Raw genomic sequence first — 23,934 nt, 5'->3', positions numbered from 1 at the left:
CGTGCGCGTCCTGCGGGTGTCCGGCTGGCTGGCGCTGCGCTTCCGGACCCGGGCGCTGGCCGTGGGCGCGGGGTGCGCGCTGGCGGCCCTCGGCCTCGGCGTACTCGCCATCGGCAGCGGCGACTACCCGATGGGACCGGTCGACGTCGTCCGTACCCTCGCCGGCGCGGGTACGCCGACCGACGCCTTCATCGTCAACGAACTGCGGCTGCCCCGGGTCGTCACGGCGCTGCTGGCCGGTGCGGCGCTCGCGCTGTCCGGCGCGGTTCTGCAGGCGGTGGTCCGCAACCCGCTGGGCAGCCCCGACCTGCTGGGCTTCACCCGGGGCGCGGCGACCGGCGCGCTGACCGCGATCGTGGTCGTCGGCGGCGGTGCCCTGGCCCTGTCGGCCGGCGCCGTGGCCGGCGGCCTCGCGGCCGCCGCGGCGATCTACGCCCTCGCCTGGCGGCGCGGCCTGCACGGCTACCGGCTGGTCCTGGTCGGCATCGGCGCCGACGCGATCCTGGCCGGCGTCGACGGCTACCTGCTCACCCGCGCCGACATCACCGACGCGGCACGGGCCGTGCGGTGGCTGACCGGCAGCCTGGACGGGTGCGGCTGGGACGACGCGTGGGCGTTGCTGGCGGTCCTGGCCGTCACCGTGCCGGTGGTGCTGGTCGGCTGCGGCCCGGCCCTGCGCATCCTGGAGCTGGGCGACGACGCGGCGCACGCGCTGGGGGTACGGGTCGAGCCGCTGCGCCTGGTCCTGGTGACCGCCGCCGTGCTGCTGAGCGCGGCCGCCGCCGCAGCGTGCGGTCCGGTCGCGTTCGTCGCGCTCACCGCACCACAGCTCGCCCGGCGGCTGGCCCGCGGCCCCGGGCCGAACCTGCTGGCGTCGCTGGGCATGGGTGCGGTCCTGCTCGTGGCGGCCGACCTGGCCGGGCAGCGGCTGGTACCGGGCCACCAACTTGCGGCGGGCGTGCTGACCGGGGCGCTCGGCGGCGGGTACCTGGTGTGGCTGCTGGCCGCGCAGCGCCGGGCGGGCCGGCTGTGACGCCGCCGGTGACGGTGGCGATCGGAGAGAGGAAGAGGCAGCGCATGGAGCGGGACACGGCACGGCTCAAGGGCGAGCGGCTGACGCTCGGGTACGAGCGGTGCACCATCGCCGAGGAGCTGACCGTCGCCGTACCGGACCGGTCGTTCACGGTCATCGTCGGCCCGAACGCCTGCGGGAAGTCGACCCTGCTGCGGGCCCTGGCACGTACCCTGAAGCCGAGATCCGGGACCGTCCTGCTGGACGGCCGCGACATCCACGCGCTGCCGGCCCGGGCCGTGGCCCGTACGCTCGGCCTGCTGCCGCAGTCGTCGACCGCCCCGGACGGCATCACCGTCGCCGAACTGGTCGCGCGGGGCCGATACCCGCACCAGGGGCTGCTGCGCCAGTGGTCGGACGCCGACAAACGGGTCGTCGCCGCGTCGATGGCCGCGACCGGCGTGGCCGACCTGGCCGGCGCGTACGTCGACGAACTGTCCGGCGGCCAGCGGCAGCGGGTGTGGATCGCGATGGCGCTCGCCCAGGAGACCCCGCTGCTGCTGCTGGACGAGCCGACGACGTATCTTGACATCGCCCACCAGCTCGACATCCTCGACCTGTGCGCGCGGCTGCACCGCGAGCAGGATCGCACCCTGGTCGCCGTGCTGCACGACCTCAACCACGCGGCCCGGTACGCCACCTACCTGATCGCGATGCGCGGCGGGCGGGTGGTGGCCGAGGGCCCGCCCGCCGAGGTCGTCACGGCGGACCTGATCGAGGCGGTCTTCGGCCTGGCGTGCCGGGTCATCGACGACCCGGAGACCGGCACCCCGCTGGTCGTACCGGCGGCGCGGGCGACCACCCCGGTGCGCAACGGATGAGATCATGTGGGGACGACCCCGGCACCGGACCACCATCGGAAAGGACCTTCATGGCACACGCAACCGCCCACGTCGTGACGGAGCGGCCGGGCCGCTATATCAAACAGCTCGTCTCGCACATGGGCCACAAGGTCCCCGCCGTCCTCGCGGCGGACGGGACCGGCACGATCACCCTGCGCGGTGGCGAGTGCGTCCTGGCGCCCACCGCGGGCCACCTCGAGCTGACCGCCACCGCCGACGACGCCGAGAGGCTCGCCGCGGTCCAGGACGTCATCACCCGCCACCTGGTCCGCTTCGCCACCCAGGAGGAGCTGACCGTCACCTGGGTACCCGCCTCGGATTGACGTTCTCCCCGCCCTAAAGGACGGGGATTCTCTCCGCGCCGCGCGCGGAACGCGCGGTGCCCGAGCGGATTCCTGCTTCCCGGCGCGGTGCCGGCACGGGTGCCGGTCTTACCCGCGCTCCACAGGCGTTTAGGCTCTCCCCGCGTCCCTGGGCGAGCACGTTGCGCGCCGCGTTGACGTCCCGGTCGTGGGTGCTGCCGCATGGGCAGGTCCAGGCGCGGACGTTCAGCGGCTTCGGTCCGTCGACCCGGCCGCACGCCGCGCACGTCTGTGACGTGGGCGCGAACCGGTCGATTTTGGCGAAGGTCCGTCCGTACCGGGCGGCCTTGTACTCCAGCATGGCGACGAAGGAGGCCCAGCCGGCGTCGTGGACGGACCTGGCCAGCCTCGTGCGGCCCAGACCGGCCACGCACAGGTCCTCGACGTACACCGCTTGGTTGTCGCGGATGATCGCCGTGGACAGCTTGTGCTGCCAGTCCCGCCGGGTGTCGGCCACCGTCGCGTGCGCGCGGGCGACCGTCACGACGGCCTTGGCGCGGTTGTTGCTGCCCCGCTGCTTGCGGCACAGGGACTTCTGCAACCGGCGCAGCTTACGGGCGGCGCGGCGCAGGAACCTCGGTGCGGCGACCTTCGTGCCGTCCGACAGCACCGCGAAGTGCGTCAGCCCCAGGTCGATACCCACCTCGGTGTCCAGCTCGGGAAGCGGCGCGTCGGTGGTGGTCACGACGAACGACGCGAAGTACCGACCGGCCGCGTCCTTGATGATCGTCACCGACGACGGGTCGGCCGGCAGCTGCCGGGACCACACCACCCGCAGGTCGCCGATCTTCGGCGGGCGCAGCCGGCCGTTGTCGCGCACCGCGAACCTACTGTTCTTGGTGAACCGGACCGCCTGCCGGTTGTCCTTGCGCGACCGCAACCGCGGCGGCGCGACCCGGCGGCCCTTGCGCCTGCCCGACAGGGAGGCGATGAAGTTTCGGTAGGCGGTGTTGAGGTCGGCCAGGGCCTGCTGCAACACCACCGCCGACACCTCACCCAGCCAGGCCCGCTCCGGGGTCTTTTTGGCCTGCGTGATCACCCGCCTGGACAGCTCGGCGTCCGACAGGTACGGCAACCCCTGTTCCCGCGCCTCCTGCCGTGCGCGCAGCCCGTCGTTGAACACCACCCGCGCGCACCCGAACGCCCGCGCCAGCGCCTGGCACTGGCGGGGCGTCGGATAGACGCGGAAGTTGTACCGCAGCTGCACGATCGCACCATATCCGCCCCGTCCGACAAACCCAGACGCCTATCCGCCGTGACGGCGGACCGGCCTGCCCCGACCCGCTACCCGGGAGGGTCCGCTTCACCCCCGGCCTGAAGGCCGGAGCACTGCGGACGATTTCGGTAGCGTGACCCGGTGGGTCTACGGCGGCGGTCACCCGGTCGGGATGCGTGGAATGCGTCGTGTGACCGGCCGCGCTTGGGGTACGGGTTCGGCAAGGCAGCCGCAGCCTGACAGCCCGGCGGAACGGTGCCCGGCGTGGCACACCCGGGCGGCTGCGCGGGGAGGGTGATCGACATGCCGGACAAGCACGAGCAGGCGGAGCGGATGCGCGACGACGTGCCGTCGACCATCGCCCGCTCCGATGACAAGGCCGTGCGCACGTACGAGAAGACCCTGGAGTCGGCTGAGGAGTCGTACGGTCCCGGCGAGCGCGCGCGGCGCACCGCGTACGCGTCGCTCAAGCACACCCACGAAAAGGTCGGCGACCACTGGGAGCCCAAGGAACAGCCCGGCCCCTCGGACCCGCAGGCCGAGCAGGGCACGCCGCGGTCGGGGCAGCAGCGCCGGGACACCGCGCAGGGGGTGGACGCCAACGCCCCGAAGCGCCACCTCGACGAGGTGGCCCCCAAGGTGGGCATCGACCACCCCGAGAAGCTCACGAAGGCGGATCTGGTCGAGGAGATCGAGAAGGCGAACGCACGGGCGACCGCGCACGCCAGACAGAAGGGGTAGGTACCCGCGGGCGCCCCGACGGTTCGCGGTGGAAAAGGACATCATGCAGAAGACACAGCGGTTGGCGACGGCTCAGCTCGGCAACACCGGAATGGAGATTACCCGGGTTGGCTTCGGCGCTTGGGCGATCGGCGGCGGTGGCTGGGAGTTCGGCTGGGGACCGCAGGAGGACGACGAGTCGATCGCCGCCGTCCACCGGGCGTTGGAAGGGGGCGTGAACTGGATCGACACCGCCGCCGCGTACGGGTTCGGGCACTCCGAGCGGATCGTCGGCCGGGCGCTTGCGGGTCTGGCCGAGCGGCCGTACGTGTTCACCAAGTGCTCGTTGCTGGAAGGGCCCGGCGGGCAGGTCGTACACAGCCTCAAACGCGATTCGGTCATGCGCGAGGCGGAGGCGAGCCGGGAGCGGCTCGGTGTCGAGGCGATCGACCTGTACCAGATCCACTGGCCGGTGCCCGACTCCGACATCGAGGAGGGCTGGTCGGCGCTGGCCGAGTTGAAGGAGCAGGGCGTCGTCCGCCACATCGGCGTCTCCAACTTCACCGTCGACCAGTTGCGCCGGATCCGGTCCATCGCACCGGTGGAGACACTGCAGCCGCCGTACTCGCTGATCGACCGGGAGACCGAGGACGAGATCCTGCCGTACGCCGAACGCGAGGGCATTGGGGTGATCGTCTACTCGCCGATGGCCTCCGGTCTCCTCGCTGGGAAGATGACCCGCGAGCGGATCGAGGGCATGCCCGATAACGACTGGCGCAAGCGTGACTCGCGCTTCCAGGAGCCGGCGCTCACGCGCAATCTCGCGCTTGTGGAACAGTTGCGGGAGATCGCCGACCGTCACGGCACCACGTCCGGCGCGGTCGCTATCGCCTGGACCCTGCGCCACCCGGCCGTCGACGGTGCGATCGTCGGCTTCCGCCGGCCCGACCAGGTCGATCCGATGCTCGCCGCCGCCGACCTTGATCTCAGCGATGAGGAGGTCGCCGAGATCGAACGGACCCGGTGACGGCGGCTCACCTCTGTGACGCGCCGATCTGACAAAGTGCTAGGTCGGCGCAGTGCCACCGGGATGGTCAGTGGGTTCTGCTCAGCAGGCTGATCATTGAGATGAGCATCAGCAGGGGAGCGACCAGGGAGATCATCAAGGCTTCACCAGCGAGCAGGTGGTGAAGGCGCAGGGTCCGCTGTCCGTACCAGCAGGCGACCGGCGCCCATACCGCCATGGCGGAGAACGCGAGCAGGTATGCGGATCGGCGCGCTCGCCCTGCCAAGCCGGTGGCGCACCAGGTGGCGGTCAGGACAACCACGACGAGGGCCGGTGTGAGGAGCCGTGACAGCACGTGTGCGGCGGTCGCGGCTGCGGTCAGTGACTCGCCGACCAGCGCTCCCACGAGAAGCCCGATCCACGAGACCACCCTGTCGGCTGAGGATTGATGGCGTCGCACGGTTGCCTCCGTGGTCGTGGCGACTGCTGGTACGCGCCGGGTTGGCCCCGTTCGTCAGGCGCCCGGGGCCGACCGTCGGGGCGGGCGGATCAGGTCCCTTCGCCGGCGGGAGGTTCCAGCTGCCCGCCCAGGTCTTGCCGGCCGAAGGACGAGAAAACCTGGCCGAGCTGGTGCAGCAGGTACTGTTGTTCGGAGTCGTCGAGCCCGGTAAGGAACTGCTCCACCAGGTGAGCGATGACCAGATGCGTCGTTTCCCCGGCCGCACCGAGCCGTGCGGCTATCTGGTCGAATCGGTCGTCGAGCAGGGCATCGAGCGCCTCGGGATGATGTTTGAGCCAGTACACGCGGGCAGTGCTCGGCTGAGAGAAGATGCGCGTTCGCAGGTACTCCAGCTGGGCCAGCTCGGTTTCCTGCCGCAGCCTTTCGATGGCGAGCTGGCGTTGCACCTCGTCCCAGAGCAACGCGGCCTGCCGAGCCTCTGGCGTAGCGAAGAGCGCGACCGATGCCCGGGTGAGGTAGATGTTGGTGTCGTGCAGGTAGCCGGACCTACCGAGTCGGTCGTTGAGTTCGTTGGCCAACCTGTCCAGCCTGGTAATGCTGAAGCCGCGCGCGATGTCCTCGGCCCAGTCCTGCAGGAACTTGCGCAACTGCCGGCTGCCGCTGTCCGGGTCGTCGCCGCCCTGCCAGACGACAGCGAAGTGCGCATGGAAGCAGGCACCGTCGACCGCGCTCCGTAGGGCAGCCGAGAATCGCTCCTCGCGCACCTGGGGTCCATCGGCCACGTAGGTGGTGCTCTGCCACCACTTGCCGAGACGCTGGCTTAAGGTCGTAGATGTCATCGTCGTCCTCTCATTCCGCTATGCGGCGGACGGTGTGGTCATCGGATCGGCGCGGTGCAGCCGTTCCACCAGCCGTTCTCGAAGGTCCCGGCGATCGGGGACGGACTGCTCGCCGGATACGGGCTGCCAGTCGTACGCGGCGGTGCGGAGGCGGGCGATGCGCCGCGCCGGCGCACCGTCAACGCGGGCGACGGCGACCATCAGGTCGATGAACTGTTCGCCCAGGGTCGGATCCTCGGCGGCGAGAGAAAGCCAGGTGAAGAGCATGCGCCGGGTGTGTTCGGGCGGCGCGGGAGCATCCAGCATCCCGGCGACGGCGCGGACGAAATTGTCCCAGCACTGTGGTCGATCCGCGATGACGAACCGCAGCACGTTGGCTGTCGGTTCGGTACCGGGGTCGGACAGCACCGACAGGAGACGGCAGCCTACGTCGAACTTGGGTCCGGTCTGCTCCCGTGCCCAGGAAGTGGTCTTTTCGAGGACGGGCCGGCGTAGCTGCGGCCTGCTCCACAGGCTGACGACCGCACCGACGACGCTGTCCGCCACGGCGGGGACGGCTTTGCCGGCCAGGTGGTTGAGGCGGGTGAGCGCGATGTCCGGATACACGTCGGCGAGCTGCCCCTGACAAACCTCGGCCACCGTGATGAGCACCGCCGGGTTGCTCGACCGGGCCGCCCACAGGTTGAGCTGTTGGCGCATCCACGAGCCGGCCTCCGGGCTCAGTGCCACCGCGGTCAGCAGCTCCACGAGGATCGAACGCAGGTCCCGGCGGACGGCCCACCGCGGCACCGTGCGCCTGAGCATGCGGGGGTCCCGGTGCCGCAGCACCAGGTCCAGCATCGCGGCGGCTGTCCGGTCGGCAATCGCGACGGAGGTACTGGTGCGGTCCTGCATCGGCAGCTCGGCAGCCCATGCCCAGAGCTGCCGCTGGAACCGGTCGGACCGGTCGGAGCGGACGAAGTCGAGGACCGCCGGTGCGTACGCGGGCCGGGTGAAGTAAAGCGTGCTGTCTACGGCGATCCGCGCCCCGATCCGGGCGGTCAGTTCACGGATGCCCGCCTCGCCGATTCCGCCGGTGGGGGAGGGGCGGTCACCGAGCTGGTTGCCCAGATCTTCTGCCGCACGCAGCACCAGGTCCGCCGGGGAGTGCTCGAGGACGGCGGCGGCGAGGAGGAAAAGGCGCACCCGTACGTCCTTCTCCTTGTGGAACCAATCGGCTAGTTCGTTGTCCCAGTTGTGGTACGCGGCGATCGCCGCCGACACGACGACGTCGACGCGAGCGGTCGGCTCCGTCCCGTCGGTGACCGCCGTCGCTGCCGCGGAGACGATGAGCCCGGCCAGGCGTACCACCTCCCGGGGTGACGCGTGGCGGAGCAGCTCCACGATCGGCGGCGCGTTCAGCAGGGCGGTGAGGTCCACCCGCGTACCGCGCTCGGTCAGCTCCTGCGAGAGGACCTGCCGGGGATCCGGGGGCTGCACGGCCAACACACCGCCGTCGTTGAATCCGCCGAGTACCCGCCACGTCTCCGGTGTGACGACGACGACCAGGTAGGAGCCGATGGCCCGGAGGGCGTCGCGGTAGCTGCGCAACTGCCGCGGGAAGTCGTCGCCGACCGGTTCGCCGCGCCCGGGTAGTTCCAGCAGGAAGGCCATGCCGGGGTCGGTCGGCAGATCCACGGTGCTGAGCTCCTGGGGCTGCGCCGGATCGTGGCGGGGTCGGATCTCCCGCATCGGCAGGCCCAGTCGGCTCAGGAGCGCCACCGCGGCGGTGTGCCGGCCGGTTCCCGGATCACCGACGAGGACCAACGCGTGGTACTGCCCGAACAGCGCCGCCGTGCCTGTGCTGTCCAGCGAGCGTTGGTCGCCGCTGCGATACACGCGTTCGACGTAGGTGTCCATGGTGTGCCCGACATGCTCCGCGCCGAGTTCGTGATACTCGAGGAACCGCCGCACGTACTGGTGCAGGTGCTGGTGCATGCCGCCGTGGACGACCGTTGCGACCTGCCCGGAGTTCTCGTGGACTCTGGGCGCCGCGGCCAAATCCGGAACGGGTGGGTCACCTTCGAACTCGTCGAATTCGTCAATCGGGTCGACGGCGTTGTGGTCGTACGTGAGGGGTAGCTCTTCCGTTGTCATCGCTGTCCCCGGTTGCGTTGCTGCATGCCGCCGTGCACCACGGTGGCGACCTGGCCGTGGTTGGTCCGCACCCGTGGTCCGGCTGCCGGGGCCGTCGCCGACGCCGGGTCGCGGTCGGTCGAGACGGTGTCGGGCGCGTGGGGCGGGGCGAGCGTGACGAGGTTTCCCGACAGTTCCGGTACGTACAGCCAGGCACGCTGCGCGAACTGCTTGCCGGGTACGGTCGCGGACACCTCGACGAAGTGGTCCGGATGGCGACCGGTGTACCCGGCGACCACGACGTCGTGGAACACGCGGTCGGACAGGACCGCGGCGACGAACGTGACCTCGGCGCTCGCCGCGGCGAGAATCGCCCGGACCGGCTTCGAGTCCAGCAGCCGGTGGGTATCGTTGCGAGGGGTCCCGTTTCCGCCGAGATGGGGATTGACCGGATCGACAGGCAGCGGGCCGACGTGCAGGCTTACCCGCAGGCGGATACGTGCTTCCGCATGCCGAGCGTCCCTGTTGTGCCGGGCGAGGGTGCGTTGCAGCTCATTCAGGAACGGGTGCACCAGTGAGGGCAGCACCTCGGTCGGTAGGCCGACGGCGAACCCGTCGCCGGTCGGACCGAAGAACGATGGTGTTTCCCAGACCTCGGCGAGGCCGGAGCGGGTGAATGCCACCCCTACGAGTTGGGGAATCAGACCGCTGATCGCCTGATGGGTACTGCCCGGTTCGTCGGTGAAGCCCTTGGCGTCGACGGCCAGGATGGCGCGGTACGGCGGCAGATCTCGGGAAACGGTGAAGGGTGTTGCCGGCAACGGGTCCATCGGTGTCCTCCTGTCTCGTGACCATGGACCCGGTCATCGTGCGGCCGGTTCGACATCTGCTCTGCCCACTGCTGTGCAGTACCGATGTGACCGTCCTCGCTGGAGGCGATCGTCGTCCGGACAGGCCATCCGGGTGAGTGCATCGAGATCTTGGATGACGATCCGGCGTCGCTGCGTGATGAGTACGCCTGCTTCACGTAGTGCCGTTAGCTCGGCCACGACCGCGTTGCGCGAGGCGCCCACGAGCTGTGCGATGTCCTGCTGGGGAAGTCCGACGGTGGGCTCGTTCCCCAGCTTCCCGTCGCGCGTCTCCAGGCGCAGGAGCGCCCGGGCGAGACGCTGCCGTACCGGCAGGACCGCCAGCTCGGTACGTTGCTCGTCCGCTTCCCGCAGTCGCATCAGGGTGTACCGCGTGAATCCCACCGCGACCGGCGGCCGGTCGACGAATCGGCGGAACTGCTCGGTGGTGAGCAGTTGTGCGACAAGCGGAGTCATGGCCGTTACGGAGGCCGACCGCGGGCGGCCGTCGAGTGCAGCCATGTCACCGACGACATCGCCCGGCGTGCGCATGGTCAACATCGCCTGTCCGCCGTCGGCCTCACACCGCACGACCTTCACGCTGCCGGCCAGGATGACGTACACATGGCGACCAGCGTCTCCCTGGCGGAACAAGGTCTGGCGGCGTTGGAACGCCACCCGTACGCCCATATGGGTCAACTCTGTCCAGTCACCCTGCGGTATGTGGGCGGCAAGGCCGACCGTGAGTGCACTCGGTAACCACCAGTGGTTAGCCATGAGCAAAAAGTAGCGACGCCATTGGCGTCAACGAATGTCAGAATCCCGACTCGGGATGCGAGATTGAACGGAGGTGGACATCGGCGGCCCCTTGCGTCGCCGACGCGGCGGGCCGATCGTCGATACGATCACCGCACCGCCCACCCGCCGTTGCCGCACGCGGTCGACGGGTGACGGTGACGGCAGCGCCGACCGAGCCGGGGAGAACGCCATGCTGGAGGCTTTCGCCGACCTGTCCACACCGCTGATCGCCGATGCCTGCCTGCGATGCGACGTGCCGCTGCGTGCCGCGCCGCCCGGCGTCCGCGCGATCGTCGCCGGGCACCGGATCGCCGGGCGGGCGCTGCCGGTGCGCCACTACGGCAGCGTGGACGTGTTCCTGGAGGCGTACGGCCGGGCCGCGCCCGGGGACGTGCTGGTCATCGACAACGGCGGGCGTACCGACGAGGCGTGCGTCGGTGACCTCGCGGTGCTGGAGGCCCGGGCGGCCGGGGTGACCGGCCTGGTGGTGTGGGGCCTGCACCGGGACACCTCGGAACTGGTCGAGATCGGCCTTCCGGTGTTCAGCTACGGCAGCTACCCGCCCGGCCCGGTCCGGCTGGACGCGCGCGAGCCCGAGGCGTTGACGACGGCACGGTTCGGCCCGCACCTGGTCGGCGCGGACGACCTCGTCTTCGGTGACGACGACGGCGTGCTGTTCGTCGCCGCCATGCGCGCCGAGGAGGTACTGGCGGCGGCGCACCGGATCCGGCAGACCGAGCGCGCGCAGGCCGATCGGATCCGGTCCGGGCGGACGCTGCGCCAGCAGACGGAGTTCGCCGACTACCTGGCCCGGCGCGCCGACGACCCGTCGTACACGTTCCGCCGGCACCTGCGGCGCGTCGGTGGCGCGATCGAGGAGTGACGGCCGGTGGGCCATCGCGTCAGGGGCGGGTGATCCAGTCGCGGGTCGGCGGGACGTCGCTGCGCCCGTCGTGGTGGGCCTTGACCGCGAGGATCTGGTTGACTCCCAGGTGCGCGGTCTCGAACGCCAGCGCGGAGGCGGCCATGTAGAGGCGCCAGACCCGGGCCCGGCCGGGTGTGGTGAGCCTGGTCGCGGTGTCCCAGTCGGCTTCGAGGTTGGCCACCCAGGCCCGCAGGGTCCGGGCGTAGTGCTCGCGTAGCGCCTCCACGTCGCGGACCTCGAACCCCACCTCCTCCAGCAGGGAGACCGTCGTGCCGAGCGGTGCGAGCTCGCCGTCGGGGAAGACGTACGCGTCGATGAATGTCCGGGAGCGGCGGCCCAGCAGTGGCGGCTTGGTCGGCGGCTCGGGGTGCAGGGCCGCGATCTGGTGGTTGAGCAGCCGGCCGCCGGGGCGCAGGTGCCGGTGGAGGATCCGGGCGTAGTCGCGGTAGGGAGCGATGCCGACGTGTTCGGCCATGCCGACGCTGGAGATCGCGTCGAACGTGCCGTCGTCGAGGGTCCGGTAGTCCTGGAGGCGGATCTCCACCTGGTCGCTCAGGCCCGCCTCGGCGATGCGCTTGCGCGCGTAATCGGCCTGCTCCTGCGACAGCGTCACGCCCAGCGCCGTGACGCCGTAGTCACGGGCGGCGTGCAGCGCCAGACTGCCCCAGCCGCAGCCCACGTCGAGCAGGCGCATGCCGGGGCGCAGGGCGAGCTTGCGGCAGATGAGGTCCAGCTTGTCGCGCTGGGCGTCGGCCAGGCCGTACGCCGGGTCGTCGCTGGTCCAGTACGCGCAGGAGTAGACCATGGACTCGCCGAGCACGATGCGGTAGAAGTCGTTACCCACGTCATAGTGGTGGCTGATCGCACGGGCGTCGCGGCGCAGGCTGTGCCGGCCGCCGTGCATGAGGATCTCCTCGGCGGGCGGTCGCGGCTGCGGGCCGATCGCGCCCAGCCGCAGCAGGTCGCCGGCGACGGCGCGGACCGGTCCGGTCCCCGGGCCGGTGCCGGGCCACAGCAGGCCGGACAGGCGGTGGAGCGCGTCGTACAGGTCGCCGTCCAGGTCCATCTCGCCAGCCACGTACGCCCGGGCCAGGCCGAGTTCGTTGGGCTGCCACACCAGTCGGCGCAGCGCACGGCGCTGCCGGATCTTCAGTACCGGCGCGTCGGCCGGGCCGGCCTCGGAGCCGTCCCAGGCGCGGATCCGTAACGGAACCGGCACCTGCAGCATGCGTTCGAGCAGGGCGCTGAGGCGTCCCGCGGTGGAGTCGTTCGCCATCACACCTCCCAGGGATCACTCCGACCGGGGAGCTGGCGGTCCGGGGAGTCGTCCGGGGGCCCCGGGAGTGCCGCGGTCTGAGGGTCCCGCCAGCATCAAAAGAATTTAGCATGGCTAAATGTATCCGCGACGCTACGGTGGGGTCACCACGAGAGCGGCGCATCCAAGCCGAATGAGCAAAGCCAAGCCTAATGAGTAAAGCCCGGCAGGGTACCCCGACGCTGGGGAAATGGCCGCCTTTGCCGTGATCGACGGATCGGACAGAATGTGATCACGGGACCGGATGGCATCGGATGGCACCGGATGGCACCGGTCGTGCGCCGGAGACAGCGGGGCCGGGACACCCGCCGGATGGCCGACGACGACTGCCTGGTGTGCCGGGCCGGTGACGCCGGCCACGGGCGAGTCGCCGCCCTCCGTCGAACGGGAACCGCTGGCGTCCTTAAAGCCAGGGCTAAGTCTTGCTTAAACAGCCGTCCGGTCATGGCAGGCTGGCCTGACGGGGTGGTATCAACCTTCCCGTGGAACAACAGGGCGGCGTCACGGCTGCGCAACGGCGGCCGGACACGACCCGGTTCGGGCTGGACAGCGACGAGTGGGGGCCTGCTCCCGGCCCGGCCGCGGAACAACCGCCGTACGACCCGGAGTGGTGGCTGCGCGAAGCGGAGGCCCCGCCCGGAGGGTCGGCCTCCTACGAACCGCACCGGCAACCGGCCGGGCACGCCGCCGCTCACGGCCGGACCGACACCGGCAACCGCCTGCTCCTGACGATCCTGTTCTGGTTCGGGCTGGCCGCCAGCGTCGAGGTGTGGTGGCTGAACAACCCCGCGCACTCGATCAGCGGTACCGGCCCGGTGCTGATCGCGGCCGGTCAGATCACCGGGATGGTCGGCGGGTACGTCCTGCTGGCCCAGGTCCTGATGATGAGCCGGGTGGCCTGGCTGGAGCAGTGGTTCGGCGCGCACGGCCTGCTGATCTGGCACCGCTCGCTGGGCGGCTTCCTGGTCGTCCTGATACCCGCGCACGCGGTGTTCACGATCTTCGGGTACGCCGCGGCGGCGGACGTCGCCGCGACGCACGAGACGTGGACGATGCTCACCACGTACGAGGACATGATCAGCGCCTTCGTCGCCACCGGCATCCTGGTGGCGATCGGGGTTCTGGCGATCCGCGCGGTCCGCCGGCTGCTGCCCTACGAACTCTGGTACTTCCTGCACCTGACCAGTTATCTGGTGCTGCTGCTCGGCTACGGCCACCAGTTCGCCGTCGGCGCCGACCTGCTGCGTGGCGGCTTCGCCCGGTGGTACTGGACCAGCCTGTACGTGTTCGTGGTCGCCTGCCTGGTCTGGGGTCGGGTGCTGGAGCCGCTGTGGCTGAACCTGCGGCACCACTTCCGGGTGGTGGCCGTGGTCGACGAGGCGCCGGACATGGTGTCGATCTACGTCGGCGGCCGGCACCTGGACCGACTGGAGGCCCGGGCCGGCCAGTACTTCCGGTGGCGCTTCCTGACCCGGGGCAACTGGTGGCAGGCCCATCCGTTCTCGCTGTCGGCGGCCCCGAACAGCGAGTGGCTGCGCCTGACGGTCAAGGTCGTCGGCGACCACACCCGCGGCCTGCGAAACCTGAAACCGGGCGACCGGGTCTACGCCGAGGGGCCGTCGGGGGCGTTCACCGCCGACCGCCGGGTCCGGCCGGGCGCGCTGCTCATCGCCGGCGGCAGCGGCATCGCGCCGATCCGGGCGCTGCTGGAGGACCTGCCCGCCGGCACGGTCGTGCTGTACCGTGCCAGCACCGCCGACGACCTGGTGTTCCGGGACGAACTCGACAGCTTGGCGGTCGAGAAGCGCGCACAGGTCTGGTACGTCCTGGGCGCCCGTGACGACCCCGGGCCGCGGTACCTGTTCACCCCCGCCGGCCTGCGCGAGCTGGTACCCGACGTGCGCCGCCGCGACGTGTACCTGTGCGGGCCGGACGGACTCATCGCCACCTCGCTCGCGGTGCTGCGGCGCCTGCGGGTACCGAAGCGCCAGATCCACCTCGATCCGTTCGAATTCTGACCCGGGAGACATTCGTGCGTAGAGCCACCGCAGCGCTAGTGGGTACCGTGGCCGGTACCGTGCTGCTCGTCGGTGCCAAGTACGGCACCGCCCCGGCCTCCGGTGCCGGCGTCACCGCCACCTCCGGGCTGGCCGGGCCGCCGGCGAGCGGCGCACCGGATCCCGCGGGCAACGGCGGCGGTGCCGGTGCGCCGGCCGGCGGCGCCGCGCCCGCCGGCAGTGCCGCGCCCGCCCCCGCCGGGACCGGCTCGGCGGCCGGCGCGAAGGCAGGTGCCCCGGCCGCGGGGACGACGACCGCCGCCGGCGCGACCGGGGGCCGGACCACGCCGGCCGCCCCGCCGGCGGCCACGTGCACCACCGCCACCGGCGACCCGACCGCCGTGTCGAAGCCGGGCGTCGGCGCGGTCACGGTCACCATCAAGGTCTGCGGCGGCGCGGTGAGCACCGCGTCGGGCACGCTGAGCCAGTCGAACTGGTCGAAGAACACCAGCGCGATCCCGGCGCTGAACACCATGGCCGTGCAGTACTACAAGACCGGCCTGTCCCAGATCCACTACTCGGGTGCGAGCCTGACCAGCGCCGCGTACCAGGCATCGCTCAAGTCGGCGATGACCAAGGCCGGGATCTGAGTGGGGCGTACGCCGACATGAGCGGACTGCGCCGGGCCGAGGACATGATGGGCACGATGATCGCCATCGACCTGGCCGACCCGCTGCCCGAGGCCGTCCTGGCCGCTCTCGCCGACGACTTCTTCGCCTGGATGCGGGAGGTCGACCGCCGGTTCAGCACGTTCAAGCCCGACAGCGAGGTGTGCCGGCTGCACCGGGGTGAGCTGCGCGCCGAGCAGTGCTCGCCGGACCTGCGTGAGGTCCTCGACGCGTGCGCGAAGCTGTGGCGCGACACCGACGGATACTTCGACGTGTACGCCACCGGGCCGCTCGACCCGTCCGGCTACGTCAAGGGCTGGGCCGCCGAGGTCGCGTCGGCGCGGCTGGTCGCCGCCGGCAGCACCAACCACCTCATCAACGCCGGCGGCGACGTCCGGGTCCGGGGCTGCCCGGCGCCCGGCGAGAAATGGCAGATCCCGATCCGCCACCCCTGGCAGCGCGACGGGGCGTACCTGGTGGTGGCCGGCAACGACCTCGCGGTGGCCACCTCCGGCACGTACGAGCGTGGGTTCCACGTGGTCGACCCGCGTACCGGCTCGCCGGCCCGGGAACTGCGCTCGGTGACCGTGGTCGGCCCGGACCTGGCGGTGGCCGACGCCTACGCCACCGCCGGGGTGGCCATGGGCATGGCCGGCCTGCGCTGGCTGGCCGCGCTGCCCGGCTACCAGGTGGCCGTGGTCACCGAGGACGGGCAGGGCTTCCGCTCGCCCGGGCTGCCCGAGGTGCCGGTGCCGGAACCGGTGTGACGGCGATGTCGTCCGCCGCCGCAGGTCCGTGACCGGTCGATGATGCACGTCGGATCGGGTCGCATGCCGCTCACGCCCGTCCGGGGACCCGCGGCTGCATGACCGGCTGGTCGTCGTAGGCGACCAGCTCGTCGAGGTGCAGACCGGGCGCCGCCGGAGCGCCCGCCGTCGCGTCAGTCGATGCCCGTACCCGTCGTCGCGTCAGCCGATGCCGGCCGCCCGGCAGGCCTCGGCGTAGGCGCCCGCGCACAGCGAGCCGGGGGTGACGAACCCGTCCTTGATCACGGTCGACGCGATCGTGTCCCGGGTGACGGCGACCGGGTCGAGGAGCACCGACGGCACCTGACCCGCTCCGTTGTCGAGGGTGGCGGACACCTTCGGGCGTACCCCGCGCAGCAGGTCGTAGGCCAGTTCGGCGGCCTTCTCCGCCTCCGGCCGGATCGCCTTGTACACCGTCATGTACTGCTGGCCGGCGAGGATCCGTTGCAGGGCGGCCGTCTCGGCGTCCTGGCCGGTGACCGGCACATCGGGCAGCCCGGCGGCGCGCATCGCCGCGATGGCCGCGCCCGCGGTGCCGTCGTTGGCGGCGTACACCCCGACGATCTGGCGGCCGCGCAGCGTGGGCAGGGTCCGCTGGGTCCATTCCCGGGCGTTGTCGGGGCTCCAGTCGGCGGTGTCGGACTCGGCGGCGACGCGTACCTTGCCGTCGAGCCCGGCGTGGGCGCCCTGCTTGAACAGGGTGGCGTTGTTGTCGGTGGGCGAGCCGTTGATCCACAGGATCTCACCGGCACCGGCGCGCGGGCCGAGCGCGTCCAGCAGCGCCTTCGCCTGCAGCGAGCCGACCTTGGCGTTGTCGAACGAGATGTAGTAGTCCACGGCCGTCTTCAGCACGAGCCGGTCGTACGAGATGACCGGTACCTGGCGGCTGCGGGCGGCGGACACGATCTCGCCGGCCGCCACGCTGTCGACCGGGGTCAGCACGAGTACCTTGGCGCCCTTGTCGAGCGCGTCCTTGGCCTGCTCGAGCTGCTTGGCCGCGTCCTGTTCGGCGTTGCGGTAGTCCACCGTGCAGTCCGGGCAGAGCTCCTTGAGCCGCTGGGCGAAGTACGGCTGGTCGGCCGCCTCGTACCGGCTCGCCTTCACCTCGGGGAGCAGCAGCGCCACCCGGCCGCCGGCGGCCGGGCCGTGGTGCCCGGCGGTGAGCGTGGTGGTCGCGCCGCAGCCCGCGAGCGTGGCCAACGCCAGGCCCAGGCCGGCGAGGCGCCCGGCAATCGTTCGCATGCTCATCTCGACTCGCTCTCATCAATCACGATCGGTCCGCGCGGACTGACGGCGCGGGGTGGGCGACGGCGCCCGGTGGTGTGCCGGTCAGTAGCTGAAGCGGGAGACCGCGCTGCGCATCTCGGCGGCCATCCGGGCCAGTTCCTGGACCGCGTGGGCGGTACTCGCGACGCCGTCCTGGGTCGCCTCGGTCGCGCCGGCGACCCCGCCGACCGTGCTGGCGATCACACCGGAACCCTCGGCCGCCTCGGCGACGCTGCGGCTCATCGCCGAGGTCGTCGTCGCCTGCTCCTCGATCGCGGCGGCGATGGTGCCCTGGTGCTCGCTCACCTGGGCGATCACCTGGCTGATCCGCTCGATGCTCTGGACGGCCTCGGCGGTGTCGGACTGGATCGCCGTCACCCGCCGGCCGATGTCCTCGGTGGCCCGGGCGGTCTCCTGCGCGAGGTCCTTGACCTCGCTCGCGACGACGGCGAAGCCCTTGCCGGCCTCGCCGGCGCGGGCCGCCTCGATGGTGGCGTTGAGCGCGAGCAGGTTCGTCTGCGCGGCGATCGAGGTGATGACCTTGACGACCTCGCCGATCTCGACCGACGACTCGCCCAGCTTGCCGACCGTGGCCGTGGCCGCGGTCGCGGTCGCGGCCGCCTCGGCGGCGACCTGCGCGGCCTGGGTGGTGCTGCGCGAGATCTCCTCGATCGAGCTGCCCATCTGCTCGGCGCCCGCGGCGACCGTGGCCACGTGGGTGCTCACCGACCCGGCCGCGACCGCGACCTGCTCGGCCCGCTGGTTCGCGTCGACGGCGCTGTCGCCGATCTGGCGGCTGATCGCGGTCAGCTCCTCGGTCGCGGTGGCGAGCGCGGCGGCGTTGTCGCCGAGCATGCGCACCGCGTCGCGGGTACTCGCGGTCGCCACCGCGAGCGTCCGGGCGATCTCGCCGACCTCGTCGCCCGAGTCGACCGAGACCTCGGCGGTCAGGTCGCCGGCAGCGACGGCGGCGAGCACGCCGCGTACCCGGTGCAGCGGGCGGGTGATGGTCCGGGCCAGGTACTGGCTCAGCAAGAGCGCGACGAGCAGGCCGGCGACCAGCGCGACGACCATCACGGTGCGGGCGGTCCGGTACGAGGCGGCGGCCGAGGCGGCGGCCTGCTGGCCGCTGTGCTGCTCGTAGCCCTGCAGGTCGGCCAGGGCGGCCATCGCGTTGTCGCTGATGATCTGGCCGTCGCCCAGGTAGGCCTGCTGGAAGTCGGCGATGTTGCCGCTGGCGATCAGCGGCATCAGGCGGTGGTCGCGGACGTTGCGGTAGGCCGACCACCACACGTCGAACCGGTCCACCAGTTGGCGCTGCTTCGCCGTGGTGATGGTGGCCCGGTAGGCGGCCACCTCCTGGTCGAGGTGGGCGTCGGTCGCCTTGATGTCGTCGGTGAACGCCTTGCTGGCCACCGGCCCGTTGGACAGGGCGAGGTTGGCCAGGTCGTTCTGGACCTTCAGGGCCGAGGAGTTGATCGCCGCGAGGTGGGCCGAGGGCTGCAGGTTACGGCCGTAGAGCTCGCTGGCGCGCTGGTTGACCTGGCCCAGGCCGCCGACGCCGACGGCGAGCACCACGGCGGCGACCGCGCACCCCACGGCGACCAGCAGCAGCAGCTTGCGACCGATCGGTTGATCGGCGAGCGGCCCCGACAGGAAACGACGGCGTCGCGCCGTCCCCGTCGTCACTTCCCGGTGCGAAGTGCCCTTCACGCTGGCCTCCCACGATCGCCATGACGCGGCGGGCCACACTGCCCGCGATGTCGCCGTCATCGGCGGGGAGGCGCGCGTGTTGAGGAAAACCGTGCGTCCGTCGTGCGGAACGGCAGAATCGGCACGGAAAGGACCATGGGCGCACCGCTGTCGGCACCCGGTACGGCACCCTCACTCCGCGGCCCGGCGGGCCAGCCCGGCGCGGACGACCGCGACCGGGCAGGCGGCGTGGTGCAGCAGCGCCTGGCTGACCGAGCCGAGCAGCAGGCCGGTGAAGCCGCCCCGGCCACGGGACCCCACGACAACGAGCTGCGCCCCGGCGGACGCCTCGATGAGCGCCTGGGGGGCCCGGCCGCGGACCAGCCGGAACCGTACCGGCACCTCCGGGTACCGCTCGTGCCAGCGGGCCACCGGCTCGGCCAGTACCCGCTCGGCCTCGGCCTCGAGCCGGGTGGGGTCGGTGGCCACGAACTGCATGCCGGAGAGGTCGTACCACGCCGGATCGGTCCAGGCGTACAGGGCGGCCAGGCCGCTACCGCGCAGCGCCGCCTCCGCGAAGGCGAACGCCACGGCCACCTCACCCGCCGGTGAACCGTCGACCCCGACCAGCACGTCGCCGGTGGGTTCCGGGCTGCCGCGCGCGACCAGTACCGGACTCGCGGCGTGGGCGGCCAACTCCACCGCGACGGACCCGACGAGCAGCCCGGTGAACCCGCCCAGCCCGCGGTCGCCGATGACGACCAGGGTCGCGGTACGCGACCGCTCCAGTAGCGCCGGCACGGGTGCCCCGACGTCCACCTCGCCGGTGATCCCCACCGACGGCGCGACTGACCGGGCCCGGTCGACGGCTTCCCGGACTACCCGCTCGGCGTCCCGGCGCAGGGCGTCGTCGGACCGGCTCACCGGCACCGCTCCGGGCGGGACAGCCACGTACGGCCAGAGATAGGCGTGGGTCACGTGCAGCGGGTGGCGCCGGAGGGCCGCTTCGCGGGCGGCGACGTCCACCGCGTCCAGGCTGCGGGCGGAGCCGTCGACGCCGACGACGACCGGGCCGGTGGCGGCCGTCGGTACGGGCGTCCCGGCTCCGGCGGTACGGCCCTGCGAGCTCGTCTCCTGCGGGCTCATCGTGCGCTCCGATTCGTCGTGGGCCTGTCGTCGTTCCGCGTCAGCCGGACACCGGCAGGCGTTCGGCCGCCAGCCGGTCGAGCAGGCCGCTCAGGACGTGCTGGCGCAGCCGGTTCAGCGGTGCGGTGACGGCCGGTACCGGCGGCGCGGGACGGTGCAGCCGGCGGGCCGGTTCGGGCAGCCGGGCGAGGTCGTCGCCGAACCGGCGGGTCGCCGCGGCCGCGTCGTCGGCCGGGCCGTACTCGTCGGTGGTGGGCAGCCGCTGACCGCCCGCCATGACGGGGCCGAGCAGCAGGGTGTGGCCGGGCGGCACGGGTTCGGTGCGCAGCCCGAGCAGGTCGTCGCCGACGGCCTCGCCCCGGAAGACCTGCTTGGCGCCGGGCAGGGTGACCTTGCCGGGGGACAGCTTCATGACCGGGCGGCCGTCGTACGCGACCAGCTTGTAGGCGCTGTCGAGGCAGGGCGCGTCGGCGGACACGCCCATCTTCGTACCCACGCCGTAGGCGTCGATCGGCGCGCCCGCGGCGACGAGGTCGGCGATCGCGTACTCGTCGAGGCCGCCGCTGGCGACGACCCGGGCGTCGGTCAGTCCCGCCTCGTCGAGGAGCCGGCGGGCGGCGACGGCCAGGCCGGCGAGGTCACCGGAGTCCAGTCGGACCCCGATCGGCCCGGGCAGCCGCAGCCGCCGGGTCACCTCGATGGCGGTCCGTACCCCGGCCAGGGTGTCGTAGGTGTCGATGAGGAACACGACGTCGCGCGGGTAGTCTTCCGCGAACGCGGTGAACGCGGCGCGTTCGTCGGGGAAGGCTTCCACGTACGAGTGCGCCATCGTGCCGGAGGGCGGCAGCCCGTAGCGGCGGGCCGCGGCCACGTTGCTGGTCGCGACGAACCCGACGATCGCCGACGTCCGGGCCACCGCCATCGCGGCCGCCAGGCCTTGCGTGCGCCGGAACGCGAAGTCCACCAGGTCGGCGTCGCCCGCGGCCAGCCGGCAGCGGGCGGCCTTGGACGCGATCGTGGTCTGGTGGGTGACGATGTTGAGCAGCGCCGTCTCAACGAGCTGGGCCTGTGCGAACGGCGCGGTGACCTCCAGCAGCGGCTCGTCGGCGAAGATCATCCGCCCCTCCGGTACGGCCCACACGTCGCCGGTGAACCGCACGCCGTCCAGGGCGTCGACCGCCTCGGCGGGCAGGCCCCCGGTGGTGTGCAGCCAGTCCAGGTCGGCGCCGTCGACGTGGAAGTCCGCCAGGAACGCCAGCGCGTCGGCCAGGCCGGCGGCGACGAGGAACCCCCGCTCGGTGGGGAGCTGCCGGACGTACAGGCTGAACGTGGCCGGCCCGTCCATGCCGCGACGCAGGTAGCTGGCCGCCATCCGCAGCTCGTACAGGTCGGTGTGCAGCCCGGGCATGCCGCCTCCCGTCCGGTACGGAGTACCGATCTCCTCACCACGCTTCCCGGCCAGGCCCGGATCACACCAGGCCGGACGGCGGTACCGGTCAGGTGCCGACCCGTGGCGCCGACCCGTGGCGGGACCAAATTCCTGTCCGGCCGGGACGGTTGGATCTGGGCGCCGCCGGGGCGCTGCGGGCACGGTGGGGGAGAGCGTTGACCACCGGCCGGCAGGAGGAACGGCGATGCGCGTACGGGACCTCATGAGTACTCCGGTTTACACCGTCCGGGCCGACACCCCGGTGGAGGATGCCGCGGCCCTGCTCACCGCCCGCACCATCGCGGCCGCGCCGGTGCTCGGTGCCGCCAACGAGGTCGTGGGCATGGTCAGCGAGGCCGACCTGCTGCGTGACCGGGTGCCGGACGACCCCGCCGTACATCCGTGGCGCAGCGCCGGTGGTGAGGCCGCCACCGCCCGGCCGGCATCCGTGGCGGACGTGATGACGGGGTCGGTGGTGACGGCTGGTCCGGGCGACGACGTGGCCGACGTCGCCCGGCTCATGCTCGACCGCGGCATCCGCAGCATCCCGGTCGTCGACGACGGCGAGCTGGTGGGCATCATCAGCCGCCGGGACATCATGCGCGCCATGGTGCGCACCGACGACACGATCCGCCAGGAGGCTCAGTACCGTCTCGACGAGTACGCCGGCGGCAGCCGCCGGTGGACCGTCGCGGTCGTCGACGGCACCGCCCTGATCGAGGGGGCGTTCGACGACGAGGTCGAGCGGCAGGTGATCGCCGTGCTGGTGCGTACCGTCCCTGGGGTGGTGGCAACCCGCCTGCCCCAGCACGCCTGAGCACCTGTCGCGGGCCCGCGCGGGTCACCGCCGTCGTCACGCCGGTGCCTGCCCGACCTCGGCGGTCCGGGGCGCCCGCGCGGACGACTCCTCGGCCAGCCGGCGGAACGCCGCCCGCGTCGGCGAGCCGGGCGCGGCGCAGTAGACGATCAATCGTTGGTCGCTGTCGGGGACGTGCAGGACCTGGCAATCGAACTCGAGCGGCCCGGCGACCGGGTGGTTGACCCGTTTCACGATCCGCCGGCGGACCTCGACGTCGTGCGCGGCCCACATCTCGGCGAACCGGGGCGAGACGGCGAGCAACAACAACGCCGGCATCGTGCGGGCCGACGGCAGCGCCCTGCCGAGCGAGACCACGCTCGAGACGCTGCGCGCGGTGTACGAGACGAACGTCTTCGGCGTCGTCGCCGTCACCAACGCGATGCTGCCGCTGCTGCGCCGGGCAGCGGCGGCCCGGATCGTCAACGTCTCCAGCGAGGTTGGCTCGATCACCTCGATGACCGACCCGGCCAACCCGCTGTGGCCGCTGGTGTCGGTGCCCTACCCCTCGTCCAAGACGGCGCTCAACATGGTCACCGCGATGTACGCCAAGGAGCTGCGGGACACCCCGATCAAGGTCAACGCGGCCAACCCGGGCTACTGCGCGACCGACCTCAACGGGCACAGCGGGTTCCGGACTCCGCAACAGGGTGCCGAGGTGAGCGTGTACCTCGCCACCCTGCCCGAGGACGGCCCGACCGGGGTCCTGTACGGCTACCTGTGGACCACCGACGGCACCGAGGCGTACGGCACGCTGCCCTGGTAGGGCGCTGTCAGGAGGCCAGGCAACCGGATCGGCGACGTCTCCCACGCGGTCGAGGCCGTCGCCCGGCAGGCCGGATACGGCCTCCCGGACGGCCTCGGCGGGCACGGGGCGTCACCGCGTCCGGTCCCGTCGTCCGCACCGCCGCCTGAGCGGTTGGACGCCGTCACGCGAAATCCGCGCGGCGGTGGGCGCGTGGTGGTGCAGGGGCCCGCCGGGGCGTGGGGCGGTTCAGGGGCCCGCCGGGGCCACGAAGATGCAGAAAGGATGGCCGGCGGGGTCGGCGTACACGCGAAGCGGCTCCTCGGCGTCGTCGGAGCGGTCGAAGAGGAGCCGGGCACCGAGGGCCAGAGCGCGCTGATGCTGTACCTCCAGTTGCGCCACCGTCGGCACGGTCAGATCCAGGTGCAGTTGCTGCGGGTGCGGGCCCTTCGGCCACGTTGCCCCCGGCAGTTCCGACACCTGTTGGAACGCCAGTCGGTTGTGGCCGGTCGCGTCCCGCAGCACCAGCCAGTCCTCCCCGTGCGGGTCCGGCTCGCCGGCGGCTGGCGGCTCGTCCCCCGGCCGGTACCGCAGTCCCAGCAGTTGGCGGTAGAACTCCGCCAACCGCCGGGCGTTCGGGGTGTCCAGAACCACCTGCCGAATCTGCGGGTACCCCTGCGCTGCCTCCATCGGCCACCTCCTCGGTTCGGCATGCCCGCTCGGGGTGCCGGGCGAAACGCGCGCCGACCGGACGCCGTGGTCGTCGGCTCACCAGATGTCGTGGTGCCGTCATGGTCGGATGCGCGACCGC

24 protein-coding genes are annotated in these 23,934 nt (G+C 72.0%); 11 read left to right on the top strand and 13 right to left on the bottom strand.

The features are described from left to right. Position 1: 1 nt before the first annotated feature. Genes ACNTMW_RS01385 through ACNTMW_RS01375 form a run of 3 tightly spaced genes read left to right on the top strand, consistent with a single transcriptional unit; the run spans position 2 to position 2,237 of the window. On the top strand, positions 2-1,033 hold the full coding sequence (locus tag ACNTMW_RS01385) for a FecCD family ABC transporter permease (RefSeq protein ID WP_426631724.1): 1,032 nt from the start codon (positions 2-4) through the stop codon (positions 1,031-1,033). Between the two features lie 44 nt (positions 1,034-1,077). Next, positions 1,078-1,893, top strand: coding sequence for an ABC transporter ATP-binding protein (locus ACNTMW_RS01380; RefSeq protein ID WP_426631438.1), 816 nt, complete (start codon positions 1,078-1,080; stop codon positions 1,891-1,893). Between the two features lie 50 nt (positions 1,894-1,943). Further along, entirely contained in the window at positions 1,944-2,237 is a 294-nt protein-coding gene (locus ACNTMW_RS01375; RefSeq protein WP_426631437.1) for a DUF2218 domain-containing protein, read from the top strand. A gap of 13 nt (positions 2,238-2,250) precedes the next feature. Here ACNTMW_RS01375 and ACNTMW_RS01370 read toward each other — a convergent pair whose 3' ends face one another. Further along, positions 2,251-3,483 (bottom strand): RNA-guided endonuclease InsQ/TnpB family protein, encoded by a 1,233-nt coding sequence (locus tag ACNTMW_RS01370; protein WP_426631436.1) that lies wholly within the window; start codon positions 3,481-3,483, stop codon positions 2,251-2,253. Between the two features lie 312 nt (positions 3,484-3,795). Here ACNTMW_RS01370 and ACNTMW_RS01365 point away from each other — a divergent pair, with 312 nt between their 5' ends. After that, on the top strand, positions 3,796-4,233 hold the full coding sequence (locus ACNTMW_RS01365; RefSeq protein ID WP_426631435.1) for a ChaB family protein: 438 nt from the start codon (positions 3,796-3,798) through the stop codon (positions 4,231-4,233). 43 nt (positions 4,234-4,276) lie between these two features. Next, positions 4,277-5,239 (top strand): aldo/keto reductase, encoded by a 963-nt coding sequence (locus ACNTMW_RS01360; RefSeq protein ID WP_426631434.1) that lies wholly within the window; start codon positions 4,277-4,279, stop codon positions 5,237-5,239. Between the two features lie 67 nt (positions 5,240-5,306). On the opposite strand, the gene ACNTMW_RS01355 is transcribed toward ACNTMW_RS01360, so the two are convergent. The 5 genes from ACNTMW_RS01355 to ACNTMW_RS01335 form a co-directional block, all read right to left on the bottom strand. Next, positions 5,307-5,624, bottom strand: coding sequence for a hypothetical protein (locus ACNTMW_RS01355; RefSeq protein WP_426631433.1), 318 nt, complete (start codon positions 5,622-5,624; stop codon positions 5,307-5,309). Between the two features lie 143 nt (positions 5,625-5,767). Further along, complete coding sequence (locus ACNTMW_RS01350; RefSeq protein ID WP_426631432.1) at positions 5,768-6,517, bottom strand: hypothetical protein; 750 nt, start codon at positions 6,515-6,517, stop codon at positions 5,768-5,770. Between the two features lie 18 nt (positions 6,518-6,535). Continuing rightward, entirely contained in the window at positions 6,536-8,653 is a 2,118-nt protein-coding gene (locus ACNTMW_RS01345; protein WP_426631431.1) for a hypothetical protein, read from the bottom strand. Then, the gene (locus ACNTMW_RS01340) at positions 8,650-9,462 is read right to left on the bottom strand and encodes a hypothetical protein (protein ID WP_426631430.1); all 813 of its coding nucleotides are present in this window, start codon (positions 9,460-9,462) and stop codon (positions 8,650-8,652) included. The genes ACNTMW_RS01345 and ACNTMW_RS01340 overlap by 4 nt, the downstream gene beginning before the upstream one ends. Before the next feature lie 33 nt (positions 9,463-9,495). After that, positions 9,496-10,257: a Crp/Fnr family transcriptional regulator gene (locus ACNTMW_RS01335; RefSeq protein WP_426631429.1), complete on the bottom strand. Its 762-nt coding sequence runs from the start codon at positions 10,255-10,257 to the stop codon at positions 9,496-9,498. Between the two features lie 211 nt (positions 10,258-10,468). Between ACNTMW_RS01335 and ACNTMW_RS01330 the strand changes: the two genes are divergently transcribed. Continuing rightward, complete coding sequence (locus ACNTMW_RS01330; protein ID WP_426631428.1) at positions 10,469-11,161, top strand: RraA family protein; 693 nt, start codon at positions 10,469-10,471, stop codon at positions 11,159-11,161. Positions 11,162-11,180: 19 nt separating this feature from the next. Here the strand turns inward: ACNTMW_RS01330 and ACNTMW_RS01325 are convergent, their stop codons facing one another. Beyond that, positions 11,181-12,479 carry a class I SAM-dependent methyltransferase gene (locus ACNTMW_RS01325; protein ID WP_426631427.1) on the bottom strand — a complete coding sequence of 433 codons (1,299 nt, stop codon included), beginning with the start codon at positions 12,477-12,479 and terminating at the stop codon, positions 11,181-11,183. A gap of 521 nt (positions 12,480-13,000) precedes the next feature. Between ACNTMW_RS01325 and ACNTMW_RS01320 the strand changes: the two genes are divergently transcribed. Genes ACNTMW_RS01320 through ACNTMW_RS01310 form a run of 3 tightly spaced genes read left to right on the top strand, consistent with a single transcriptional unit; the run spans position 13,001 to position 15,950 of the window. After that, a complete protein-coding gene (locus ACNTMW_RS01320; RefSeq protein WP_426631426.1) occupies positions 13,001-14,536 on the top strand; it encodes a ferredoxin reductase family protein in 1,536 nt (511 codons plus the stop codon). 14 nt (positions 14,537-14,550) lie between these two features. After that, a complete protein-coding gene (locus ACNTMW_RS01315) occupies positions 14,551-15,165 on the top strand; it encodes a hypothetical protein (RefSeq protein ID WP_426631425.1) in 615 nt (204 codons plus the stop codon). A gap of 47 nt (positions 15,166-15,212) precedes the next feature. Next, positions 15,213-15,950: an FAD:protein FMN transferase gene (locus ACNTMW_RS01310; protein WP_426631723.1), complete on the top strand. Its 738-nt coding sequence runs from the start codon at positions 15,213-15,215 to the stop codon at positions 15,948-15,950. A gap of 201 nt (positions 15,951-16,151) precedes the next feature. Here ACNTMW_RS01310 and ACNTMW_RS01305 read toward each other — a convergent pair whose 3' ends face one another. The 4 genes from ACNTMW_RS01305 to ACNTMW_RS01290 form a co-directional block, all read right to left on the bottom strand. Beyond that, complete coding sequence (locus ACNTMW_RS01305) at positions 16,152-17,237, bottom strand: sugar ABC transporter substrate-binding protein (protein ID WP_426631424.1); 1,086 nt, start codon at positions 17,235-17,237, stop codon at positions 16,152-16,154. Between the two features lie 81 nt (positions 17,238-17,318). After that, complete coding sequence (locus ACNTMW_RS01300) at positions 17,319-18,968, bottom strand: methyl-accepting chemotaxis protein (protein ID WP_426631423.1); 1,650 nt, start codon at positions 18,966-18,968, stop codon at positions 17,319-17,321. Positions 18,969-19,139: 171 nt separating this feature from the next. Continuing rightward, complete coding sequence (locus ACNTMW_RS01295; protein ID WP_426631422.1) at positions 19,140-20,093, bottom strand: universal stress protein; 954 nt, start codon at positions 20,091-20,093, stop codon at positions 19,140-19,142. A gap of 40 nt (positions 20,094-20,133) precedes the next feature. Beyond that, positions 20,134-21,501, bottom strand: a complete 1,368-nt coding sequence (locus ACNTMW_RS01290) for a nicotinate phosphoribosyltransferase (protein WP_426631421.1) — start codon at positions 21,499-21,501, stop codon at positions 20,134-20,136. A gap of 226 nt (positions 21,502-21,727) precedes the next feature. On the opposite strand from ACNTMW_RS01290, the gene ACNTMW_RS01285 reads away from it, so the two are divergent. Beyond that, positions 21,728-22,339, top strand: coding sequence for a CBS domain-containing protein (locus ACNTMW_RS01285; RefSeq protein ID WP_426631420.1), 612 nt, complete (start codon positions 21,728-21,730; stop codon positions 22,337-22,339). 36 nt (positions 22,340-22,375) lie between these two features. Here the strand turns inward: ACNTMW_RS01285 and ACNTMW_RS01280 are convergent, their stop codons facing one another. Continuing rightward, positions 22,376-22,753, bottom strand: a complete 378-nt coding sequence (locus tag ACNTMW_RS01280; RefSeq protein ID WP_426631419.1) for an MmyB family transcriptional regulator — start codon at positions 22,751-22,753, stop codon at positions 22,376-22,378. On the opposite strand from ACNTMW_RS01280, the gene ACNTMW_RS01275 reads away from it, so the two are divergent. Next, on the top strand, positions 22,659-23,144 hold the full coding sequence (locus ACNTMW_RS01275) for an SDR family NAD(P)-dependent oxidoreductase (RefSeq protein ID WP_426631418.1): 486 nt from the start codon (positions 22,659-22,661) through the stop codon (positions 23,142-23,144). The two genes, ACNTMW_RS01280 and ACNTMW_RS01275, sit on opposite strands and share 95 nt — an antisense overlap. A gap of 228 nt (positions 23,145-23,372) precedes the next feature. Here the strand turns inward: ACNTMW_RS01275 and ACNTMW_RS01270 are convergent, their stop codons facing one another. Next, positions 23,373-23,813, bottom strand: a complete 441-nt coding sequence (locus ACNTMW_RS01270) for a VOC family protein (RefSeq protein ID WP_426631417.1) — start codon at positions 23,811-23,813, stop codon at positions 23,373-23,375. Positions 23,814-23,934 lie beyond the last annotated feature (121 nt).

Source organism: Planosporangium spinosum, from assembly GCF_049999945.1.
Taxonomy (GTDB): domain Bacteria; phylum Actinomycetota; class Actinomycetes; order Mycobacteriales; family Micromonosporaceae; genus Planosporangium; species Planosporangium spinosum.
The sequence above is the reverse complement of the archived record's forward strand: the minus strand, read 5'-3'. Positions and strand labels throughout refer to the sequence as shown.

What these genes read in the sequence shown, in the direction of transcription:
- ACNTMW_RS01380 (WP_426631438.1), top strand. Translation starts at nt 1,078, where the DNA reads ATGGAGCGGGACACGGCACGGCTCAAGGGCGAGCGGCTGACGCTCGGG.
- ACNTMW_RS01375 (WP_426631437.1), top strand. Translation starts at nt 1,944, where the DNA reads ATGGCACACGCAACCGCCCACGTCGTGACGGAGCGGCCGGGCCGCTAT.
- ACNTMW_RS01365 (WP_426631435.1), top strand. Translation starts at nt 3,796, where the DNA reads ATGCCGGACAAGCACGAGCAGGCGGAGCGGATGCGCGACGACGTGCCG.
- ACNTMW_RS01360 (WP_426631434.1), top strand. Translation starts at nt 4,277, where the DNA reads ATGCAGAAGACACAGCGGTTGGCGACGGCTCAGCTCGGCAACACCGGA.
- ACNTMW_RS01350 (WP_426631432.1), bottom strand. Translation starts at nt 6,517, where the DNA reads ATGACATCTACGACCTTAAGCCAGCGTCTCGGCAAGTGGTGGCAGAGC.
- ACNTMW_RS01345 (WP_426631431.1), bottom strand. Translation starts at nt 8,653, where the DNA reads ATGACAACGGAAGAGCTACCCCTCACGTACGACCACAACGCCGTCGAC.
- ACNTMW_RS01340 (WP_426631430.1), bottom strand. Translation starts at nt 9,462, where the DNA reads ATGGACCCGTTGCCGGCAACACCCTTCACCGTTTCCCGAGATCTGCCG.
- ACNTMW_RS01335 (WP_426631429.1), bottom strand. Translation starts at nt 10,257, where the DNA reads ATGGCTAACCACTGGTGGTTACCGAGTGCACTCACGGTCGGCCTTGCC.
- ACNTMW_RS01330 (WP_426631428.1), top strand. Translation starts at nt 10,469, where the DNA reads ATGCTGGAGGCTTTCGCCGACCTGTCCACACCGCTGATCGCCGATGCC.
- ACNTMW_RS01325 (WP_426631427.1), bottom strand. Translation starts at nt 12,479, where the DNA reads ATGGCGAACGACTCCACCGCGGGACGCCTCAGCGCCCTGCTCGAACGC.
- ACNTMW_RS01310 (WP_426631723.1), top strand. Translation starts at nt 15,213, where the DNA reads ATGGGCACGATGATCGCCATCGACCTGGCCGACCCGCTGCCCGAGGCC.
- ACNTMW_RS01305 (WP_426631424.1), bottom strand. Translation starts at nt 17,237, where the DNA reads ATGAGCATGCGAACGATTGCCGGGCGCCTCGCCGGCCTGGGCCTGGCG.
- ACNTMW_RS01295 (WP_426631422.1), bottom strand. Translation starts at nt 20,093, where the DNA reads ATGAGCCCGCAGGAGACGAGCTCGCAGGGCCGTACCGCCGGAGCCGGG.
- ACNTMW_RS01290 (WP_426631421.1), bottom strand. Translation starts at nt 21,501, where the DNA reads ATGCCCGGGCTGCACACCGACCTGTACGAGCTGCGGATGGCGGCCAGC.
- ACNTMW_RS01285 (WP_426631420.1), top strand. Translation starts at nt 21,728, where the DNA reads ATGCGCGTACGGGACCTCATGAGTACTCCGGTTTACACCGTCCGGGCC.
- ACNTMW_RS01270 (WP_426631417.1), bottom strand. Translation starts at nt 23,813, where the DNA reads ATGGAGGCAGCGCAGGGGTACCCGCAGATTCGGCAGGTGGTTCTGGAC.